Here is an 18,345-nt window from a genome sequence, read left to right as displayed (position 1 = left end):
AACCGTGATCTGATCCGCGCTCTCAAACAGCAGGGCTGAGATTCGAACTATGCCGATGAAAATATCCGTGTACTGCGCTCCAGGCTGTGGGGAGGGAGATCACCTTGTGAGGCCTGGCTCTGTGCAGGCCACTTCAGGGGACGTGCTGCGGGCAGCCACTCGACCTCGCCGCTTCGCGGATCTCCCCTGAACGTCATCACCTCACGTCCTACGCCCAAGGCGGCGAGCAGGATGGCGATTGCTGCCTCGTCGTCCTCCGTTTCGTTGATGACGGACACGATGGTGTCCGTCATCGGACTGTCCTCCATGCGGTGGAGGGCAAAGTGCGCGTCACGGATCTGGACCATCGCAACATCCACGGAGCACGGTTCCTCCCAGCTCCGCTCGGTCGTCAGCTTCAGCCGACCCGCCACGGAGTCCAGCGACGGCGCAAGGCCTGCCACCACGCGAAACAGGCCCGAGACGTACCACCACATGCTTGTCTGCCACGCAGGGTTCGGATTCGCGCTCGAGAGACAGGTGCGTCCAGCCAGTCCGCTTCTGGACCAGGCACACTGAAGTTCAAGATCTTCCATCCTCGTCTGACGCACCTTACGCGGGTCGCCCAGCCGAACCCATGGGGGCCTTGCTCCCCGCGACATCCCAGGACGCATCCGGACCCCGGCCAGAGTCCACACCACCCTCGGCGCCCCTCGACCCGGCGAGGGCGCCACAGAAGTTGCACGGACTACGCTGAGCTGCACGAACTTCTACACACACTTCGTGCACCACAGAGCCACCCCCGCCTCTACTGTCTGCTCCCCGCAGACGCGGCTCCTCGCCGCGAGTCTCTGCTCCCCGCTCCTGCGGGGGCGGCCTCGTCGGCGTGCGCGTCGGAGTGCTCAGCCAGATACACGTGAACGTGCTCGTCACTTCGCGTGCCCCTTGCGGTCCAAGGTTCTGCTTTCTTGGCTGGCGAAGTCAGGGCTGCCGTCCTATGGCTGTGTTGGTGTGATGGGCGTGGGGGGCGAGGACGCGGGTGAGGGCGGCGGTGATGGGAGTGCAGGGGCATGCAGGTGTCTGGAGGCCCAGTCGGCTGCCCGCGCCAGGAAGGCGGCCAGGTCCTGTTCGGCACTGGTGAGCAGGTTGCGGAGCTCGGTGATGGACAGTTCGACCACCGGATTGTCGCTCTGGTCGGCATTGAGAGTGAGCTGGACTGTGTCGCCGAAGCGCTCCGCAACCGGTGACGAGGCAGCGTGGCCGAATCCGAGCAGGCTGCCGCCGTCGACGAGCTGGTACCAGTTGCGCCAGTCTTCCAGTCCATCGCAGCAGCCGGGCAGGAAGGCGACTCCTGCGGAGTCGTCGGTGATCCGCAGGCCGCCCGGCCGGTCCCCGCGCGTTCTGCCCTCACGGGCCCGTCGGGTTCGGGATCCTCGATGCTCCCCGGGACCGGGGCGGTGATCTGGCCGGTCACCGTGTCGGTGTACCAACCCGGCTCAGAGACCTGGGCACCGCCGGTCTGTGGTGCGTAGAAGGTTGCGCCCTTGCCCTTCTTGATGGCCTGGGTCCGCTCGGAGGTGGCGGCGATGGACTTCGGTCCGATGAGCGGTCCTCGCTCGATCCGGACCTCTCGATCCGAACCTCTCGATCCGTTCCTGCCACACCAGGGACGATCGGGGCGGACTCGGCAGGTTCGGCCGGTCGAGGTTCGGTTTTGTTGTGCACGAGCGGTCAACTACGCGCACCGGATGGGCGTCGTCCTACGGCCGGGGCTGGGACCGGTCCGGTCCCAGCCCCGGTAGCGGCTGGTCAGACCTTGCCGTTGTAGTACGTGATGTCCCAGTGGTGCTTCTCGCGGGCGTACACGTTGCCGTTCGGGGACTTGTAGAGCCGGGCCCCGTCGCCGCGCGTGCCGGCCTTCTTGTAGTGCTTCGTGATGTACGTGTCGAGGCAGGACGTCCGTACCGACATGTCGACCTTGTAGCCGCTGCGGTGGGTGTACGTGCCCCGGGTGCTGTGACCGACCTCGGTGCCGCCGGTGATGACCACTGTGCAGCGGCTGGCCTTCTTGAAGGCGATGGCCCCGGCGACGGTCGCCCGGTTGATGTTCGTGAAGGACGTACAGCCCTTCCGGTTCCAGTCCGAACAGTTCTTGCTCGACGTCCAGGAGACACCCGCCGCGCGGAACTGCTGGGAGGCGGCCGAGTGGGTGTACTTGGCGGGGGCCGCGTCGGCGGATGGCGCGACCACGAGGAGTGGGGCGGCGACCGCGGCGGCGAGGAGGGTGGGGCCGGTCCACTTGCGCATGACTGTGTGTCCTTTCGTCAACACGCCACCTCACCCGTTCGGGTGAGGTGCGGAGATGAAGTCGTCCCCCGCACCGGAACGGCGGCACGCGGACGTACCGCGGCGGGAGCGGTCGGGACGCCGGAAGCGGTGACACCCTCCCGGCCCGCACACCGTGCCGCCCGGAGGCCCCGCGCCGCTAGCCTCGGCACCCGCCAGCGCTCACGCATCCATGCACGCATGGATGCACCCGGCTGGCCTGCGACGATGCACATGCATAGGGGATGCGACATGGACCGCACACGGGCCGGCGCGGAGGAACCCGCCCTGATCGATCCGGCCGCGGCGCTCACCGCCGTACTCCGGGCGTGGTGGGAGGCGTGCCCCGGGGTGCGTCCCACGCAGAAGGCCCTGGCCCGTCGGGCCGGGGTCGATCAGGCGACCATGTCCCGCTATCTGAACCCGGGACGGCCGACGGCCGCCCCGCCGCCGGTCGTCGAGGCCCTGCACGAGGCCCTCGAAGCACCGGACGGCGAGTTGGGGGAGGCGCTGATGCTCGCGCGCGCGGCCCAGGAGGCGCGACGCGTTCCACGCGCACGCGTGCCGCAGGCGCCGGGCGAGGCGATGAGCTCCGGTGCCCCGGGCGCGGTTGTGGTCGAGAGTCCGGCCGCCGTCGCCGTACCAGTAGCTGTCCCGGTGTCGGTGTCCCGGATCCTGTGGTTCCTGTTCGCCTGCGGGGCTTTCGCGGCGGGCCTCTGGCTGCGGCCGTTGATCGCCCCGCCCGGTACCGGCCCAGGCACCGGCGGAGCCGACATGGTGGCCTTGCGCGACGACTGGCCGGTCGTGCGCCTCGGCGACGTGCTGTGGGAGGCGCGTACGGTGCAGTACCTGCTTCAGGCGAAGGGCCACGAGGTAGAGGTGACCGGCACCGTCGACCACACCACCGTCACCGCGATCACCGAGTTCCAGAAGTCCCTCGGCCTCGTCCGGGACGGCCGCGTCGGCCCCCAGACCTGGCCGAGGCTCGTCGTCCCGCTCGGCGGAGGCGACTACGGTCCGGCGGTCGAGGCACTCCAGTCGCTCCTCACCGGTGCCGGCCATCCGACCGTGGTGAGCGGCACCTTCACCGCCGAGACGGAGGACGTGCTGCGCATCTACCAGGCCGAACGGGGACTCCCCGTCACCGGCAGGGCGACCAACCGCGACTGGCTGTCCCTGGTGAGCCACCAGGGCCCGCGCCTGCACGGCTGAGACAACCGAGCGCCCAGGGGCCGGACCGTCTCGACAGCTGACACGGGCCCTTCCGGATCCCTCGGTGCCACAGGCAGGTTCGGTCAGAGGAACGGGGCGGCGGTGTATGGGCCGGCCCCTTCCTCCATCGCCCGCAGAGCCAACGCGGTCCGCTCGGCGCGGCGGGCGTCGGCGACGGCGGTGAACAGTTCGATGGCGTGCCGGTACGCCGCGGCTGCCTCGGCCTGCCGGCCGAGCCCCTCCAGGGCGCGGCCGATGACCTGGTGGGCGCCGGCCGGTCCCCAGGCGTCCTCGAGTGAGTGGAACACGCCGAGCGCCGCCCGCGCGGTGGTCAGCGCCTCCGCGTGGCGACCCTGGTCGGCGTAGGCGACGGCGGTGCGATAGTCGGCCATGGCGATCCCACGCGGACTGCTGAGATCGGTCCAGATCTCCCGTGCCCGGTCCAGCGCAGCTATCGCCTCCTCGGGCCGCCCCTCGAGTCGCAGGGCCGTGCCGAGATGGCTGAGCGCGCTCGCCTCCCGCCCCCGGTCGTCGTTGGCCCTGGCCAGGTCCACGTCGGCTCGGTGGCAGTGGACGGCATCGGAGTGCCGGCCCAGGCCCCAGTACGCGAGCCCGGTCTTCGCCAGGGCGTCGGCCTCCTGGTACCAGTCACCAGCCCGCCGCGCGGCGGACAGTGCCTCCTGATGGTGCTCGACAGCCCGCGCGTACCGCCCTTGTTCCAGGCGCGCCAGGCCGAGTGCGTTGAGTCCGGCGGCCCGCTCCACGTCGCGCTCGGCACGGGAAGCCGCGGCCCGGTCCATCGCGGCCATGGCCTCCCAGCTGCAGCGCCGATCGAAGTACCAGCTGAGCGAGGTCACGAGCGTGTCGAGCGCGACGGGCCATCCCCGGGTGCTGGCGGCGGCCGCCACCAGGCCGAGGACGCTGGTGTGTTCGCTGTCGAGCCAGGCCAGCGCGGCCGGTTCACCTCCGGGAAACGGGGTACGGGCGGGTGACAGCGCACCGGCGGCCCGGTGCGCGGTGTCCACGAGCCAGTGGTGCAGCCGCTGGGCCGCCGCGGCCCGAGCGGCGGGCCGGTCCTGCGCGGCGGACTGCTCGGTGGCGTACAGCCGCAGCAGATCGTGGGTCTGCCAGCGGCCGGGCACGGAGGCGGGGGTGAGCAGCCCGGCCTCGGCCAGGTCGTCGAGCACCGTGGCGGCATGCCGCCCGTCGCGGCCGAGGAGGGCCGCGGCGGCCTCCGTCCCGGTGTGCCGGGCCGGTACGAGCGGGAGGAGGCGGAAGAGCCGCGCCTGCAGGGGCGTCAGATGCCGGTAGGTGCAGGCGAAGGCCTGCCGGACGTCGTTGTCCCCGGCCTTGAGCAGGGACAGCCGGGTGCGCTCGTCCCGCAGCTGCGCCGACAGGTGCGCCAGGCTCCAGGTCGGGGAGATGGCCAGCCGGCTGGCCGCGATGCGTACGGCCAGCGGCAGCCCGCCGCAGGTGGCGACGATGTCAGCGGCCGCGTCGGGTTCGCGCGCGATCCGGCCGGGACCGGCGATGGCGGCGAGCAGGGTTCGTGCGTCCTGCTCGGGCAGAGGGTCAAGGGTGAGGCGGTGGGCCCCGGCGAGCCCCGAGAGGCGCGAGCGGCTGGTGACCAGCGCCCGGGAGCCGCCGCTGCCCGGCAGGAGCGGTCTGACCTGGGCCTCGCTCGCGGCGTCGTCGAGGACGAGGAGCACGTGCCGTTCGGCGAGGAGGGTGCGCAGGAGTCCGGAGCGCGCCCCGATGTCGGCCGGGATCAGCTGGTCCGGGACGCCGAGTCCGGACAGCAGGGTGTGGAGCGGGGCGGCGGGGTCGGCGTCGGCCTGGGTGCCACGCAGATCGGCGAAGAGATGACCGTCGGGGAACCGGTCGGCCGCCGCGTGCCCCACCCGCAAAGCCAGGGTGGTCTTGCCGACGCCGGGTGGCCCGGATACCAGGACGGGCGCAGATGCCGGGCCTGTCAGCAGGGTGCGGAGTTCGGCCACGTCGTCGGCGCGTCCGCTGAAGTCGCTCGGCGCGGGCGGCAGGCCGGCGGTCGTCGGGCGGACCGGCGCGGGGCGAGGCGCTGCCGATGCTGCCGGCTGAACGGATGCCCGAGCGACAGCGGCTGTCTCTACGGCTGCCGAAGCGACGGTGGTGGCGACGCTCCGCGCGGCCTCGGCGGCCAGCAGCTCGCGCCGGGCGACCCGTAACTCCCCTTCCGGTAATCCCAGGCGGCGCTCATAGAGGCCCAGGATGTCGTCGGAGGGTACGCGTCGGGCGTGCTCCCAGTCTCCGACTGACGTGTGCGAACTGAGATGCAGAAGCCGTGCCAAGGCGCGCTGCGACAGTCCGCGCTCCTGCCGGACGCGGCGCAGGGTGAGGGCGAGGCGCTGGCGCTGCGGGAGGGCGTCGGCCAGGGGCGTGGGCATGGTCGGAGTCTGGTCGGGGAGTGGCCGATCCGCTAGTGGCCGACCGGTCCGGCCGGATTCACTTCAAGGCATTCCCCGGCAGGCGGGGACGAGGACATGAGTACGGAGAGGAGAACGCTGATGAGCTGGCGTGCACGAGCGGCCGGAGCCGTGGCTGTGGTGGCGGCGTCCCTGGCTTGGTCCGGGGCTCCGGCCGCCCAGGCGACCGAGAACACGGCGAACGGCGAAGGCTGGTACCGGGTGAACGCCACTGACGGGGTGTTCAAGCGTGAATGGGCGGACTACGGTGCCCGCGTCACCGGATCTGCGAACTACGGATCGATGGTGTACGTGGTCTGCCAGGTGAACAATGGCGGCTGGGACGGGGTCCACACCCAGTACGGCAGGCCGTTCACCACCTGGGACAGGCTCAGCGACGGCAGCTACGTCTACGACTGGTGGATCGGCACCCCGGCCGTCGCCGAGGACGGCTACTCGCCCGGGATGCCGGCCTGCGTCTTCGGCCCGTGAGCCGGAGGGCGGGCCGGGCCTGAACCAGGGGACACGGCATGGGGTCTGCCCGGTCCTGCTCCGCCGGACAGGCCCTGGTCCTCCGCCCGGGGACCGTGGCCCCCGCGGATTCCTACCCGCTCCTCATGCTCCAGGCGTTTCGCCGGAGGTTGTCCGGTATCACTCGACGTACCCCACCACCACCGGCGAGACCTCTCGCGCGAAGCCCTTCCCGGACAGGCGGCCGCCTCCGCCGCGCCGAACGGACTGCCGGTGCCCGGAGGCGGGCATAGTAGGGGAGTGATCACCAAAAGTGACGGGATCGACGGCGGTCGTGACGGCGGCCGTGGGGGAGCTGAAGGCGCCGGGGACGAGGAGGCGCAGGTCATCGTGGTGGGGGCGGGACCAGCTGGTTCCGCTGCCGCGGTACACCTGGCGCGAGCCGGTGTGGACGTGCTGCTCCTGGAGAAGAGCGGTTTCCCTCGGGAGAAGGTGTGCGGTGACGGGCTGACCCCGCGCGGCGTGCACCAGTTGGTGCGGCTGGGCATCGACATCGACGCGCCGGGCTGGATGCGCAACAAAGGAATGCGCTGGGTCTGCGACGGACACCAGGTGGAGCTGGACTGGCCCCGCCTGGGCGCCCTTCCCGACTTCGGCCTCACCCGCAGCCGACACGACTTCGACGACCTGCTCGCCACCCGCGCGAGCGCCACCGGAGCGCGCCTCCGCACCCACGTGAAGGTGACGGGCACCCTGACCGACCGGGCGGGGCACGTCATCGGCGTGACGGCCTCCCGCGGGCCGGACGCGGAGCCGGTGCGCTACCTGGCCCCGTTGGTGGTCGCGGCCGACGGCGCCTCGGCGCGTACGGCTCTCGGCCTCGGGTTCGAACGGGACGTGAAGCGCCCCGTCGCGGCGGCCGCCCGCCGGTACTACCGCAGCGAGGCCCGCACCCACGACCCCTACCTGGAGCTGTGGGCCGACCTGCGCTGTCCACGCACCGGACTCGACCTGCCGGGATACGGATGGGTGTTCCCCATGGGGGACGGCCGTGTCAACGTGGGCCTAGGAGCTCTGCCGCAGCAGCGGCGGCGCCGGCCCGTGGACCTGCGGGCGGCGCTGGAACACTGGCTGCCCCGCCTGCCCGAGGAGTGGGGCCTGCACGAAGGGAACGCCGATTCCCCCTTGCGCAGCGCGCCGCTGCCGATGGGGCTGAACCGGCGACCGCAGTACCGCAGGGGCCTGCTGCTCGTGGGTGACAGCGCCGGCATGGTCAGCCCGTGGAGCGGCGAGGGCATCGCCCAGGCGATGGAGGCCGCCGAGGTGGCGGCGGAGACCATCGCCCTGGCGCTGGCCCGGCCGGCCGGGCCGCGCCGGGAACACGCGCTGCATCAGTACCCGGCCGAGATCCAGCGCCGATGGGCGCGCTACTACCGGTTGGGGAACCTCGCGGGCGATCTGCTCTTCTCCCGGTTCGGCTACCGGCCGATCCTCCACCCCCGGGTGATGGCGTCGCCGCATCTCTTGCGGGTCCTGGCACGCCTGCTGACCCATGTCGGCGACGAGCCCGCGCAGGACACCATCGACGCCGTCCTCCACGCACTCCTGCGCCTCGTCCCCGTACCGCGGCGATAGCCCATGCCCGGTGGCCGGCACCGGTCGCGCCGGTCCGCGACGCGAGGCGGGTATCCGCACGCCACCCAGTAGGGAAGCCGTCTCACCGGTCCTCGTCGGCCCCAGGCGTCCACTCCATCCCCATGCTCCGGCGGTGGGCGGCCCATGGTGGGGAAGAACCGCCGGGGATCGAGCGTGCGGGGATGGTCCCCCTTCCGACGTGATGCTCGTCATGGTCTGACGATTCGGCTGTGCAGCTCACAACGAGAAGCGGTTGTCGACACCTTCTGAGAACGGCGGGCGGACGGACGGCGCCGGGAATGCAGGTGAGAAGTAGGAACGGGTGCAGTGGCTCCAAGGCATTGCGGCGTCACACCGTCACACTCGGAGTGGAGCAGCCCAGAGAGACGGTAGCGGATGAGTAGCACAGTGGTGCCACTGGCGATCGCGTTTCCGGGGGATCGTCGGCACTCTCGCATCAGCACTTATGACACAGTGGCTCGCCGAGAGGGCCAAGGCCCGGGAACTGGATCAATCAGCACGGCAGCGCGCCGAGGAGCGGCAGTACGAAACCAAACGCGCGTTGGCTGAGGCTGTTCGGACCTGCTACGGCAGGCTGAACACGGCGTCGCTCGACTACCAGTCCGAGCTCAACCACTTCTGGCATGCGCTTCGGGCCGGCCGTGTCACGGACGACGTGAGATCTCGTCTGGACGATGCAAGGCGCGAGCACCGGGCGCGCTACTCCGAGGCACAGATGCGGGTTCCGGACGACGTGCTCACCGTCGTCGACGGCGCCCACCGCGAGATCGGCACTGTCCGTCGGCGTGCTGGAACGCTATCGGGCAAACGTCGTCAAACGATCTCGGTGACTCACCTTCCGGCCGATTCAGGCCGCCGCTGATAGGGCCGGCCGCCCCAGCGGATGCCTTTCTCGCTGCGGATACGGGCGCGTTCACGTCGTTCGGCGGCCAGGACGTCGTGGTGGCGGGCGTTGGCGTTGCGCCAGCGCAGGTAGGCGTACAGGGCCCGGGTCCGCACGGTGTGGTTGGGGTGCTGGGAGTTGGCGATGGTGAACTGCCGCAGAGATCCGAAGTGGGCCTCGACCGGGTTCGCCCATGAGGCGTAGGTCGGGGTGAAGCACAACTTGACCTTGTTCTTCTTCGCCCAGCGGCGGATGCCGGCGCCCTTGCGGGCGGACAGGTTGTCCATGATCACGTAGATCGGGCCACCGTCCGGGCGGACGGCACGGATCGATTTCAGCGCGGTGAGCGCGTTTCCGGCATCTTTCTTGCGGCGGTTGACACCCCACAGGCGGTCGTCGCCGACCGAGTAGCAGCCGTGGAAGTAGCGAACACCGTGAGTGCGGTGGTAGGTGGCTGGCACCCGGTCGGGTTGCTTCCGTGCGGCTCAGCCCGAGCCTGTGGTGGGCCGGATTCCGAGCGGTCCGAACTCGTCGAAGGCGAAAACCCGGTCGGGGAAGTGGTTCAGGACCTCCTCAATCCGGTCCAGCTTCGCCTCGCGGTCCGGGTCGGGGGATTCCTTCCATGTCTTGGTGCGCTGGAAGGTGACATCGCGGCGGGCGAGCAGGCTGCGTAACGTCTCGCGACCGATGCGGATCATCTGGCCGTGGACTTTCCGCAGGTAGGCGACGATTTTACGCAGTGACCAGCGGGTGAAGGGCTGGCCGAGCTTGGTGGGGCGGGCGGTGGCCGTCTGGATGACGAAGTCCTCGTCGTCACGATTGAGCAGGCGGGGACGGCCTCCCGCCCGCTGAGGGTCCAGGCAGGCCAGGCCGATCTCGTTGAACCGGTGGATCACGTTGCGCACGGTGTCCTTGTCGGCCTGCACCAGCTGGGCGATCACCGGCACCCGGTTCCCGTCGCCGAGGCCAGCAGCATCATCGCGCGCCGATACCGCACCGAACCTGTTTCATCCTGTTTCTGAGGGGCTATAAGGCCTGGTCGGCTTGGGTGGTGACGTGGCAGAGCCCCCGGTCGTCGGCGGTGTTGATTCCACTCGACACTGCCGACAGCCCGGGGGCTCTGTTGGTTCCGTTTCCTTCCATGCCCGACGTCCCGTACGAGCTCGTCGAGCATGTCTCCTGGCTGATCTACGTCCGAAGGCGTGAACTGAACTCGCCGTGGAGACGGCTCGGTTGTTTCAAGCAGGCCCTGCTCGTCCTGGCCCGTCTTCGGAAGAACGAGACGTTTGCCCAGCTCGCGAACGGGTTCGGCGTCTCGACCGCGACGGCCTGGTGGTACGTCGACGAGACTCTCGACATCCTCGCGGCGCGGGCGCCGGGCCTGAGCGAGGCGCTGACCGGGCTGGGCGAGGGCGACTTCGTCATCGTCGACAGCCGCCCTGATCCCCACCGACCGCATCGCCGCGGACGAGCAGTACTACTCCCAAAAGCACAGGCAGCACGGCATGAACGTGCAGGTCATCGCGCGGCCCGACGGTACACCGCTGTGGTTCTCCCGCGCGACGCCGGGCCGCACTCATGATCTGACCGCGGCCCGCGCCTACCAGGGCGCCGGCGCCACCTTCCGCACCCCGTACTACCGTCACCGCGAACAGCCCGAGCATTACCAGCAGTTCAACCGCGACCACACCCGGCTTGAGGGCTCCGGGCGAACGCGCCTTCGCGCAGTTGAAGTCCTGGCGACTGCTCCGGCGGGCCCGATGCTCCACCAGCCGCATCAGCGCCATCATCCAATCCATCCACACGTTGCTGACCTGCAGCTATTCAAGATGAAAGAGGTTCAGTACCGTTCTACCGAGGTCAACGACCCTGGTTGGCCGCTTCTCTGCGGCACTGGGCCTGCCTTCAGGACAGGTGTCGCCCATTCGCATCCAATGCAATTGGCGTCGGTAGGAACATCGGTACAGCGTTATCGGTGAGAAGGATCATGGTCCGTCGGTCGTGGCTTCCGGCCGTGGTCAGCCGTCCTTTCCGCCGGGCAGGTCATGGTCCGTACGGCCTGGTCCGGGCCCGGATGTCTTCCGGGCATCCTCGTCGGGCCGGGTGAGGGCATTGCCGTCGAGGGCTCCTCAACCCTCGTCCTGCTCAACGGCAACGACTTCGGCACGATCGACGGCCCGAAGGCGTTCGACGAGTCCGGCCGCCTCGTCGAGAGCGGCGTCGAAACCACCCGCGTCCGCGTCCGCCCGCTCCGCTGCCCCGGGGATCCCCGTGGTCCCGGGCGTCCGGGAGCCGTGGGGACCTGTCGCGGCCTCTGGCCGGTCACACCCCCTGTACGGGGCCCGCCGGTCCCAGGTGGGTGTGACCGATCCACGCGAAGGGGTGCACGAGGTCGTCCTCCTCCCGCTCCCGGGCCAGTTCGGTGCGCAGGGTGAGAAGCGTGCGGTGAAGGGCCAGGCCGGGATCCAGGTCGTACCGCAGCTGCCGGTAGAAACCGGTCGCGATGCGTCCGGCCGTCAGGTCGTCGACGGGGTGCCTGGCGGCGATGACATGACGGAAACCGGCGGAGTGGAAGGCCGCCGCCAGGTGGAGCGCCTCGTCCGGGTGGTCGGGACTCGGCGTGGCGCCGTGGCAGCTGGACAGAAAGGCCAGTTCGGCGTCGGCGCGGAGTGCGGCGGCCAGGTCGGCCAGGGTGAGCGGCTCGTCGAAGGCGGACAGCGCCGTCTCCCCGGGGTCGTTGATCCCCTGGGTGCCGTGTCCGGCGAAATGGAACCACGTGTGCTGGGAGAGCTGCGAGAGGAGCCGGTCGCGGGTGGCCCGTTCGCCGTCCAGCGAGGTCAGGGGGACCGGGGCGTGCGCCGCCACCGCCGCGATCTCCTCGGCGACCGCGCCGAGCGGCCTGGTCCTCCCCCGGGGCAGCGGCACCCCGGCGGAGAGGAGCCGGGCCGGGCCGGCGGATTCCGGCAGCCGGGCGGCCCGGGCGAGGGCGCCGAGGGTGAGCAGGTCCGAGGAGACGACCCGGTCGATGACGGATCTTCCGGAGCCGTCGTGATGGCCCGTCGCATGGAGCGGAAACAGGGTCAGCGGCCCTGTCGCGCCCCATAGGATCCGCCGGACCCCGGCCCTTTCCGTACCCGTGCCCTCCGGAACGGACGCGATCACCGGTCCGGTGAGGGTTTCCCAGACCCAGACCAGCAGTTCGTCCAGCTCCTCCACCGCGCTGTGGAACGCGGCCTGGACCATCCGGCCGCTCCCACGCCCGGCGTGCCTGTCTGCCAGGAGCCGCCCGTGGGTCTTACGGGCCACGGCGAGGGCCCCGGTGAAGGCCCGTACCTTTTCCTCGATCTCCTTGGCGGACACGCCCGGCAGCGGGACGGGATGGATGCCCGTCCCGGATTCCGTGGCGTGGAGGACCAGGGCGTCGCACCGGTCCCCGGACACGTTGAGCAGGACCGCAGGCCCGTCGGCTCCGATCAGGGACAAGTCCGCGCCGGACGCACCGGGTTCCGCACGCCCGTCCGCGGCCGTGAGCTCGGCGAGCAGACGCCGGCGTTCGGCGTTGAGGCGGCGCAGCAGACGTCCCCGCGCGGCCTCGGTGAACGGTCCGGAGCCGTTGTCCTCCGGCGGTACGGAACCGGTGCCCGAGGAACCGGCGCATGCGGGTCCGACGCCTGTCGGGCCGGTGAGCTGATCGAGACGGGAGCGGACGGCATTTAACTGCTCCACCAGCGTCGTCCCGGCGGACTCCTCCGGGACGAGGAGGGTGCGGGAGTCCGCGATCTGCGCCCACAGACGGCCGCGCCCATCCTCCAGGAACCGTACGGCCTCGGCGTACCGGCCCAGTCCGATGGCCCATCCGGCTGCCTGGCAGGAGAACCCCGCCCAGGAACGGAGGAGGGACACCCGGTCAGGGATTCGCATCCCGTGCCAGTCGATCGCGGCGAACAGCCCGAACGCCGCCTGACTCCTTTCGACCGCTGCGGCCGGATCCCCGGCGGAGGCGACGAGGGCCCACAGCCGGGCAGCCTCGGCCCGGTCGTGGACCAGGGAGGTGCCGTCCCGCCAGGCATGGTCGAGCAGGGAGAGGGCCCGGACGACCAGATCAGAGGGGGAGGGGAAGGAAGAGGGGGCCGGGGAGGGCCGGGCCGTCACCGCGTACAGGAGGTTCCGGGCGCATGAAGTGAGCCATTCTGCCCGGTGTACCTGCCCCTCCGCCACTGTCCTCAGCGCCGATTCCCCCAGGTCGATCATGAGTCTCAGGTCGGCTGGGTCGTGTTGCGCCTCATGACGCGCGCGTACCAGCGCGGCGTACGCATCGATGCGTCGGACGCGTTCCACGTCCTGCGGGGGTGTGTCACGAACCGCTCTCTCCGCGGCCGTGAGTGCGTCCTGAAGGTCCTCCGGGGCCTTCCGGATCCCGTACCGGCGGCGAAGGGCCATGGAGAGGTTGGAGAGACGGGTGGCGTGGTGCAGGGATCCGCGGATGCTGAGATCGACCGAGGACCGGTGGCATGCGACCGCCTTGTCCAGATCTTCGGGGTCGGAGGTCCGGAGGTGAAGGGCACCGTGGGCGGAGCCCAGGTTGTTGAGGATCGAGGCCCGGAGGGGGGCGGAGGCTTCGGCTCCGGTCGCCTCGGTGAGGATGCGGGCCGCAAGGCGCAGGTCGGAGAGATCGTGGTTGTGCTCGTATCGCCGGATGAGTGTCAGGCCCAGTCGGTTGCGATCGACCGCGCCGGACTCCTCGTCGTCCTCCTCGTCCCGTAGCGCGAGACGGAGGACCTCGATCCCCCTGTCAAGATCGTCCAGGTCGCCCCGCTGCTCGAACCTGACCCGCAACATCTCGCCCATGTCCGACCGACGTCTCGCCGATGTGTAGGGGGACCGGGGGAGGTCCGGGGGACCGGAGGTCATCGTCTGTGCCAGGTGCAGGATTCCCCTGTCCAGATCGTCGCCGCTCCCGTTGCGTAGGGAGCGCTCCTTGTACAGGGCTGCGAGCACGGTGCGCAGAGGGAACTCGATCCGTTTCTCCATCGGTTCTTCCAGCGCCGCCTCCGCGCACTGGATTCCTTGATCAAGGAAAGTCGGATTGCTTCTCGTGGCGTATTGCTCTCGAAGTGAGATCACTTTTCGGAGAGAGTGTTCCCCTGGTCCAGGGGCCTTTTCCGTGGAATGTTTTTCCGGATCCCCGGCTGTGGCGAGATCGAATTCCGCAAGGGCTTTTCTGAGGTTGCTCTTGATCAGTGGAAGTATTTCTCCCGTGGCATGCTCGGAGGCCGTGGAAAGAAGGTCGACGGCCTTCCTGAGGTCTTCCGGCGACCGGCTGTGGAAGAATCGCGTGGCAAGGACCGCCCCGAGGTCTGCGGTCAGGGCGACCCACGTGGGATCAGGAGGTTCGCAGAGGTCGAGCGCTCGACGCAGGAAAATCATCTGTGAATCCAGGTCGCCGGGGTCCCTCGCCAGCAAGTACCGGACCCCCAGCAGGCTCGCCATGACCTGGAGCAGAAGAGGGGAGGAGTGTTCCTCGCAGCCGTCGATCAGTTCGCCCTGCTCGCGCAGGGCCGCGTCCAGTTCAGGACCCGGGCCGTGGACGGTGGGTGTGAGATTCAGGGCGTGGGAGAATTTTTCGGCGAGCTCCCACCACTGCAGGCCCCCCCGAGGGAGCAGGGACATGGCCTCACGGAACGCGGCGGTCGCCTGGCACAGGGTTTCCGGCGTACGACATGCCGCTGCCAGTTCGAACAGCGCCGTGCCGAAGTTCTCGAGTGGCTGGATCCGACGGGTCCCCGCGGATGCCTCCACCGCCAGCCCGTGATACCGCACCGATTCCCTGAGCGTCTCCTCGTCGAGATCGGCGAGGTACAGGCGGTGGAGGGCCGATCCCAGGTCGTCGAGGTCGCGCACCGACGGACCGGGGTCGCGGGGGCCGAGAGACGAGAGGAGCGCCGCTCCGCGCAGCGATTCGATCGCCTCCCGCAAGGAATGGGCACTGGCGGTCTGCTGGTGGTGGAAAAGCCACAGCGTGCCGATCGCCGACAACGCGTCACGGTGGGTCCACGGGTCCACCGCTTCCCCGAGGACGGTGGAGAGCGCGCCCAGCGCCAGCTCGAAATCCCGAGTGCGAGGGTTGTTCATGAGGGCGAACAGCCGAAGGGCGTCGGCGACCTGTGGCGGGAGCGCCGGCAACGGCTCCCAGGAGGGAAGGCCGCGCTCATGGAGCGACCGGGTGAGGAGGAGATCCGTGTCGAGCTCCACCCGGACCATCGCGGTCGACGGCGCGATGAACGTTACGGTGAAGCTGTGGAACCAGCAGGCGGCGGTGAGGGCCGCGGCCTGCGGTTCGTCCGCGTCCGCGTCCGCCTCCTCGCTCCGCAGGGCCGACACCGCAGACTCCAGCGCCTCCAAGGACAGACTGAGCCTCCGCTCACGCTCGCGCAGCCAGCCGGCCCCGTTGAAGTAGCCGCTCATGCAACCCCCTTCACACGTTCGACAGGTTCCACACTGCAATGCGGAGACGGAAAAAGGGAGAGCGTCTACCGAAGCGGAGGAGGCTGGTGAAGCATGGGAGGCATGACCGACAGGCAGCACGTGTACCGGCACATCGTCGTCGAGGGAAGGGACTTCGGCACCGCGAGCGCCTTCGCCGTCCTGGTCGAGGATCCGAGCCCCGCCCGTTCCGAGCGCGTACTCGTGGCGGCCGGCCAGGTGCAGGCGGTCTTTGACCGGTTCCCTCACGTGGCCTCCGTCCTCGTGTACGTCGAGCACGAGCCGATCGGTGTGGCCGTAAGGGAGGACTACCCGGTTGCCCTCGACGAACCGTCGCGAGACGACACCGAGGACCAGCGCAGCGGTGAGGGCGACGGCGCGACGCTGACCGGCGCGTCCCTGCGGTACGAGGTCCGCGGCTACACGTGTCCCGGCTGCGGGACGGCGATCTACACCACGGCCCCGACGGCCCCGGTCTGCCCCGACTGCGAGGTGTCCGCCACATGACGCTCTCTAGAGTCCTGACCCCGGCCGGAGGGGGACTGGGCACACGATTCCTTCTGGTGTCGTACCTTCCCACGCTCGGTTGCTCGGTGCTCCTCCTGGTGCTGGTGTGGGCGGGCGCCCCCTCGGCGGACCTGAGGCTCGACCGCGCCTGGGACACCGCCGCGCACCTGGGCGTCGGGGAACTGGTCCTGCTGTGGCTGGCGATCACCCTGGTATCGGTGGTCCTCCACCCTCTGCAACTGTGGCTGGTGCGACTGTTGGAAGGACAGTGGCCCCGATGGCTCGGGCCCGTCACCGACGCGTGTGTGCGACGACAGGAACGGAAACGCAAGCAGGTGAGCCGTCGCGCCGTGCACACCGGTGACCGACCCACCCGGCACGAGGGCAACCAGATCGGCGCGGCGAGGACCGAACTGGAGCTGCGCTTCCCGCCCCTGGAACTCCCCCCAATGCCCACGGCGCTGGGCAACGTCCTCGTCGCCCTGCGGGAGTCCGCTGGAACGGCCCACGGTCTCGACGCCGTCGCGGTGTGGCCCAGGATCTACCCCCGACTCGCCGCCGGGACCAAGAGCGTGGTGGACGATCACCGCAACATCATGGACATGGGATGCCGGCTCTCCGTCACCGTCGCCGCGACGGCCGTGGCCACCACCGTCCTGGTGTGGAAAGCGCACGACGCGTGGATGCTCCTGCCCGGAGCCCTGCTGCTGCTCTCCCGCCTCGCCTACCGGGGCGCGGTGTCCTCGGCGATCGCCTACGGGATCGCACTGAACGCGGCCATCGACACCCACCGGTTCGAGCTGTACAGGACGTTGAGGCTCCCGCTCCCCGAGAACCCCGCCACCGAGCGGACGTTCAACAGCGAGCTCTCCCGGCACTGGCGGCAGGGAGGCCTGCACCCGCACGTCGCATACGAGGAGCCGGACAACGGTGCTCCCTCCGGAACCCCGGCCCCCGGGCCGGGTGGCCCCTGAAGGAGCACCATGGTCCGTCAGGGGGCTACGGCGTCATCTCGTACGCGCCCGACAGCGCTGCCTCCTGCTCCCCGCTCCTGCGGGGATGGCTTCGGCAAGGCGGTTCGTGTTGTTCAGTCCTGACGGGTGCCGTGGATGATGCGGTCGGTGATGGCCGTGGCGTGTTCTGGGTGTTTGTCCAGCCATGTGCGGAGGCGGTCCTGTACGGCCTCGGCGACGCTGACGCGTACTGCGGTGCCGGCCAGCATGCCGCGCGTGGAGCCGGAGAACTCGGGCCGGTCCGGTTTCACCGGCACGACCGCCGTCAGACCGTCGCCGATCTGGGCGGCGCTGAGATCGGGCGCTGCCTCCGCGAGGAGCCGGCACTCCCGCAGGTACGCGTTGACCGCGGCCGCCACCCCGTCGCGGAACCCTGTCACGTGCGTGCCGCCGTGGGGTGTGGGCTCGCTGTTGGCGTAACTGTGGAGCCTCTCCTCGTGGGAGCGGCGTCACCGCAGGGCAACCTCCAACGTCCCTGCGATCCGCGGGTCCTCCTGCTGGAAGCCGATGATGTCAGGGTGGACGGGCGCTCCTGCTTGCGTGTCGAGGAAGGCGACGAAGTCACGGGCCCCCGTCCGGGAACCGGTACCGTGCCGACCGGGACCCGGTCGGGGGCGTTCGTCGGTGAGTGAGATGTCCAGGCGCCGGTTGAGGAAGGCCAGTTCCTGGAGGCGTTCTGCCAGCACCGCGAAGGAGAACTCCGCTGTCTCGAAGATGTCGGTGTCGGGCCAGAAGGTGATGGTGGTGCCGCTTCTGGTCGCCGGTCCTGCGCTGGTGGGTGGGGTGAGCGTGATGCCGCGGGCGTACTTCTGAACCCGGTGGACCCCCTTGCGCCGCACCTCGGCTGTCAGGCGGCTCGACAGGGCGTTGGTGACGCGGGGCCCGACGCCGAAGAGGCTCGTGGCCACAGCATGGCGGCCGCCTGGTTCTGCTCCCGGGTGCATGTGGGTCAGTAGGGTTTCGAGGGTGGGACCGCCGGTGTCTTTGGTGGCCTCGAGGGGTACTCCCGGTCCGTCGTCGGCGACGCGTACGCCGCCGTCGGGTGTGAGGGTGACATCGACGGTACTGGCACGGCCGGCCAGGACTTCGTTGACCGCCCGGCCGACGATGTCGAACACCATCTGGTGCAGTCCGCGCTGGCTGGTCGAGCCGATGTACATCCCGGGCCGCTTCCGAACGGCTTCCCACCCCTCCAGCACCTGGGAGTGGCCGGTGTCGTACGGGTTGGCGGCGTCACTCATAAGGTTTCCCCGATGATGTCTCTCCAGCGGAGCCCCCAGCCTAGTACTGCAGCCGCAGTTGCCGTGGTCCGCGACTACCCGGCCAATCGGGCTAGCCTGTTAACCCGCTGGATCAGGTTGTTGCTGCACACGCT

At 69.9% G+C, this 18,345-nt stretch carries 11 protein-coding genes and 3 pseudogenes; 7 read left to right on the top strand and 7 right to left on the bottom strand.

The window, feature by feature from the left end:
- Positions 1 to 47: 47 nt before the first annotated feature.
- Together ACFYX3_RS37505 and ACFYX3_RS37500 are read right to left on the bottom strand one after the other, a co-directional pair.
- A complete protein-coding gene (locus ACFYX3_RS37505; RefSeq protein ID WP_389023738.1) occupies positions 48 to 476 on the bottom strand; it encodes a hypothetical protein in 429 nt (142 codons plus the stop codon).
- Positions 477 to 1,788: 1,312 nt separating this feature from the next.
- Entirely contained in the window at positions 1,789 to 2,286 is a 498-nt protein-coding gene (locus ACFYX3_RS37500) for a hypothetical protein (RefSeq protein WP_389023736.1), read from the bottom strand.
- 270 nt (positions 2,287 to 2,556) lie between these two features.
- Here ACFYX3_RS37500 and ACFYX3_RS37495 point away from each other — a divergent pair, with 270 nt between their 5' ends.
- Entirely contained in the window at positions 2,557 to 3,516 is a 960-nt protein-coding gene (locus tag ACFYX3_RS37495; protein WP_389023734.1) for a peptidoglycan-binding protein, read from the top strand.
- An 83-nt stretch (positions 3,517 to 3,599) separates the two neighbouring features.
- Here ACFYX3_RS37495 and ACFYX3_RS37490 read toward each other — a convergent pair whose 3' ends face one another.
- Positions 3,600 to 5,939: an ATP-binding protein gene (locus tag ACFYX3_RS37490; protein ID WP_389023732.1), complete on the bottom strand. Its 2,340-nt coding sequence runs from the start codon at positions 5,937 to 5,939 to the stop codon at positions 3,600 to 3,602.
- A 120-nt stretch (positions 5,940 to 6,059) separates the two neighbouring features.
- On the opposite strand from ACFYX3_RS37490, the gene ACFYX3_RS37485 reads away from it, so the two are divergent.
- The 3 genes from ACFYX3_RS37485 to ACFYX3_RS37475 all read left to right on the top strand — a co-directional run bounded on the left by ACFYX3_RS37485 (position 6,060) and on the right by ACFYX3_RS37475 (position 8,946).
- On the top strand, positions 6,060 to 6,449 hold the full coding sequence (locus tag ACFYX3_RS37485) for a hypothetical protein (RefSeq protein ID WP_389023731.1): 390 nt from the start codon (positions 6,060 to 6,062) through the stop codon (positions 6,447 to 6,449).
- Positions 6,450 to 6,728: 279 nt separating this feature from the next.
- A complete protein-coding gene (locus ACFYX3_RS37480; protein ID WP_389023729.1) occupies positions 6,729 to 8,063 on the top strand; it encodes a geranylgeranyl reductase family protein in 1,335 nt (444 codons plus the stop codon).
- 466 nt (positions 8,064 to 8,529) lie between these two features.
- Entirely contained in the window at positions 8,530 to 8,946 is a 417-nt protein-coding gene (locus ACFYX3_RS37475) for a hypothetical protein (protein WP_389023726.1), read from the top strand.
- On the opposite strand, the pseudogene ACFYX3_RS37470 reads toward ACFYX3_RS37475, so the two are convergent.
- Positions 8,916 to 9,973, bottom strand: a pseudogene (locus ACFYX3_RS37470) (IS630 family transposase); the annotation flags it as partial. The gene ACFYX3_RS37475 and the pseudogene ACFYX3_RS37470 overlap by 31 nt on opposite strands.
- A 75-nt stretch (positions 9,974 to 10,048) precedes the next feature.
- Here ACFYX3_RS37470 and ACFYX3_RS37465 point away from each other — a divergent pair.
- Positions 10,049 to 10,800 (top strand): annotated as a pseudogene (locus ACFYX3_RS37465) (transposase family protein).
- Positions 10,801 to 11,289: 489 nt separating this feature from the next.
- On the opposite strand, the gene ACFYX3_RS37460 reads toward ACFYX3_RS37465, so the two are convergent.
- Entirely contained in the window at positions 11,290 to 15,432 is a 4,143-nt protein-coding gene (locus ACFYX3_RS37460) for a CHAT domain-containing protein (protein ID WP_389023723.1), read from the bottom strand.
- Positions 15,433 to 15,534: 102 nt separating this feature from the next.
- Between ACFYX3_RS37460 and ACFYX3_RS37455 the strand changes: the two genes are divergently transcribed.
- Together ACFYX3_RS37455 and ACFYX3_RS37450 are read left to right on the top strand one after the other, a co-directional pair.
- The gene (locus tag ACFYX3_RS37455) at positions 15,535 to 15,957 is read left to right on the top strand and encodes a hypothetical protein (RefSeq protein WP_389023720.1); all 423 of its coding nucleotides are present in this window, start codon (positions 15,535 to 15,537) and stop codon (positions 15,955 to 15,957) included.
- A gap of 56 nt (positions 15,958 to 16,013) precedes the next feature.
- Complete coding sequence (locus tag ACFYX3_RS37450) at positions 16,014 to 16,931, top strand: hypothetical protein (protein ID WP_389023717.1); 918 nt, start codon at positions 16,014 to 16,016, stop codon at positions 16,929 to 16,931.
- A 113-nt stretch (positions 16,932 to 17,044) separates the two neighbouring features.
- Here the strand turns inward: ACFYX3_RS37450 and ACFYX3_RS37445 are convergent.
- A pseudogene (locus ACFYX3_RS37445) lies at positions 17,045 to 17,398 on the bottom strand (DNA gyrase subunit B); the annotation flags it as partial.
- A 21-nt stretch (positions 17,399 to 17,419) separates the two neighbouring features.
- On the bottom strand, positions 17,420 to 18,211 hold the full coding sequence (locus ACFYX3_RS37440) for an ATP-binding protein (RefSeq protein WP_389023714.1): 792 nt from the start codon (positions 18,209 to 18,211) through the stop codon (positions 17,420 to 17,422).
- Positions 18,212 to 18,345 lie beyond the last annotated feature (134 nt).

Origin of the sequence: Streptomyces sp. NPDC002463 (genome assembly GCF_042889835.1) — a bacterium.
Lineage (GTDB): Bacteria > Actinomycetota > Actinomycetes > Streptomycetales > Streptomycetaceae > Streptomyces > Streptomyces nymphaeiformis.
Note: the sequence above shows the minus strand (reverse complement) of the source record. Positions and strands in the feature narration are given on the sequence as shown.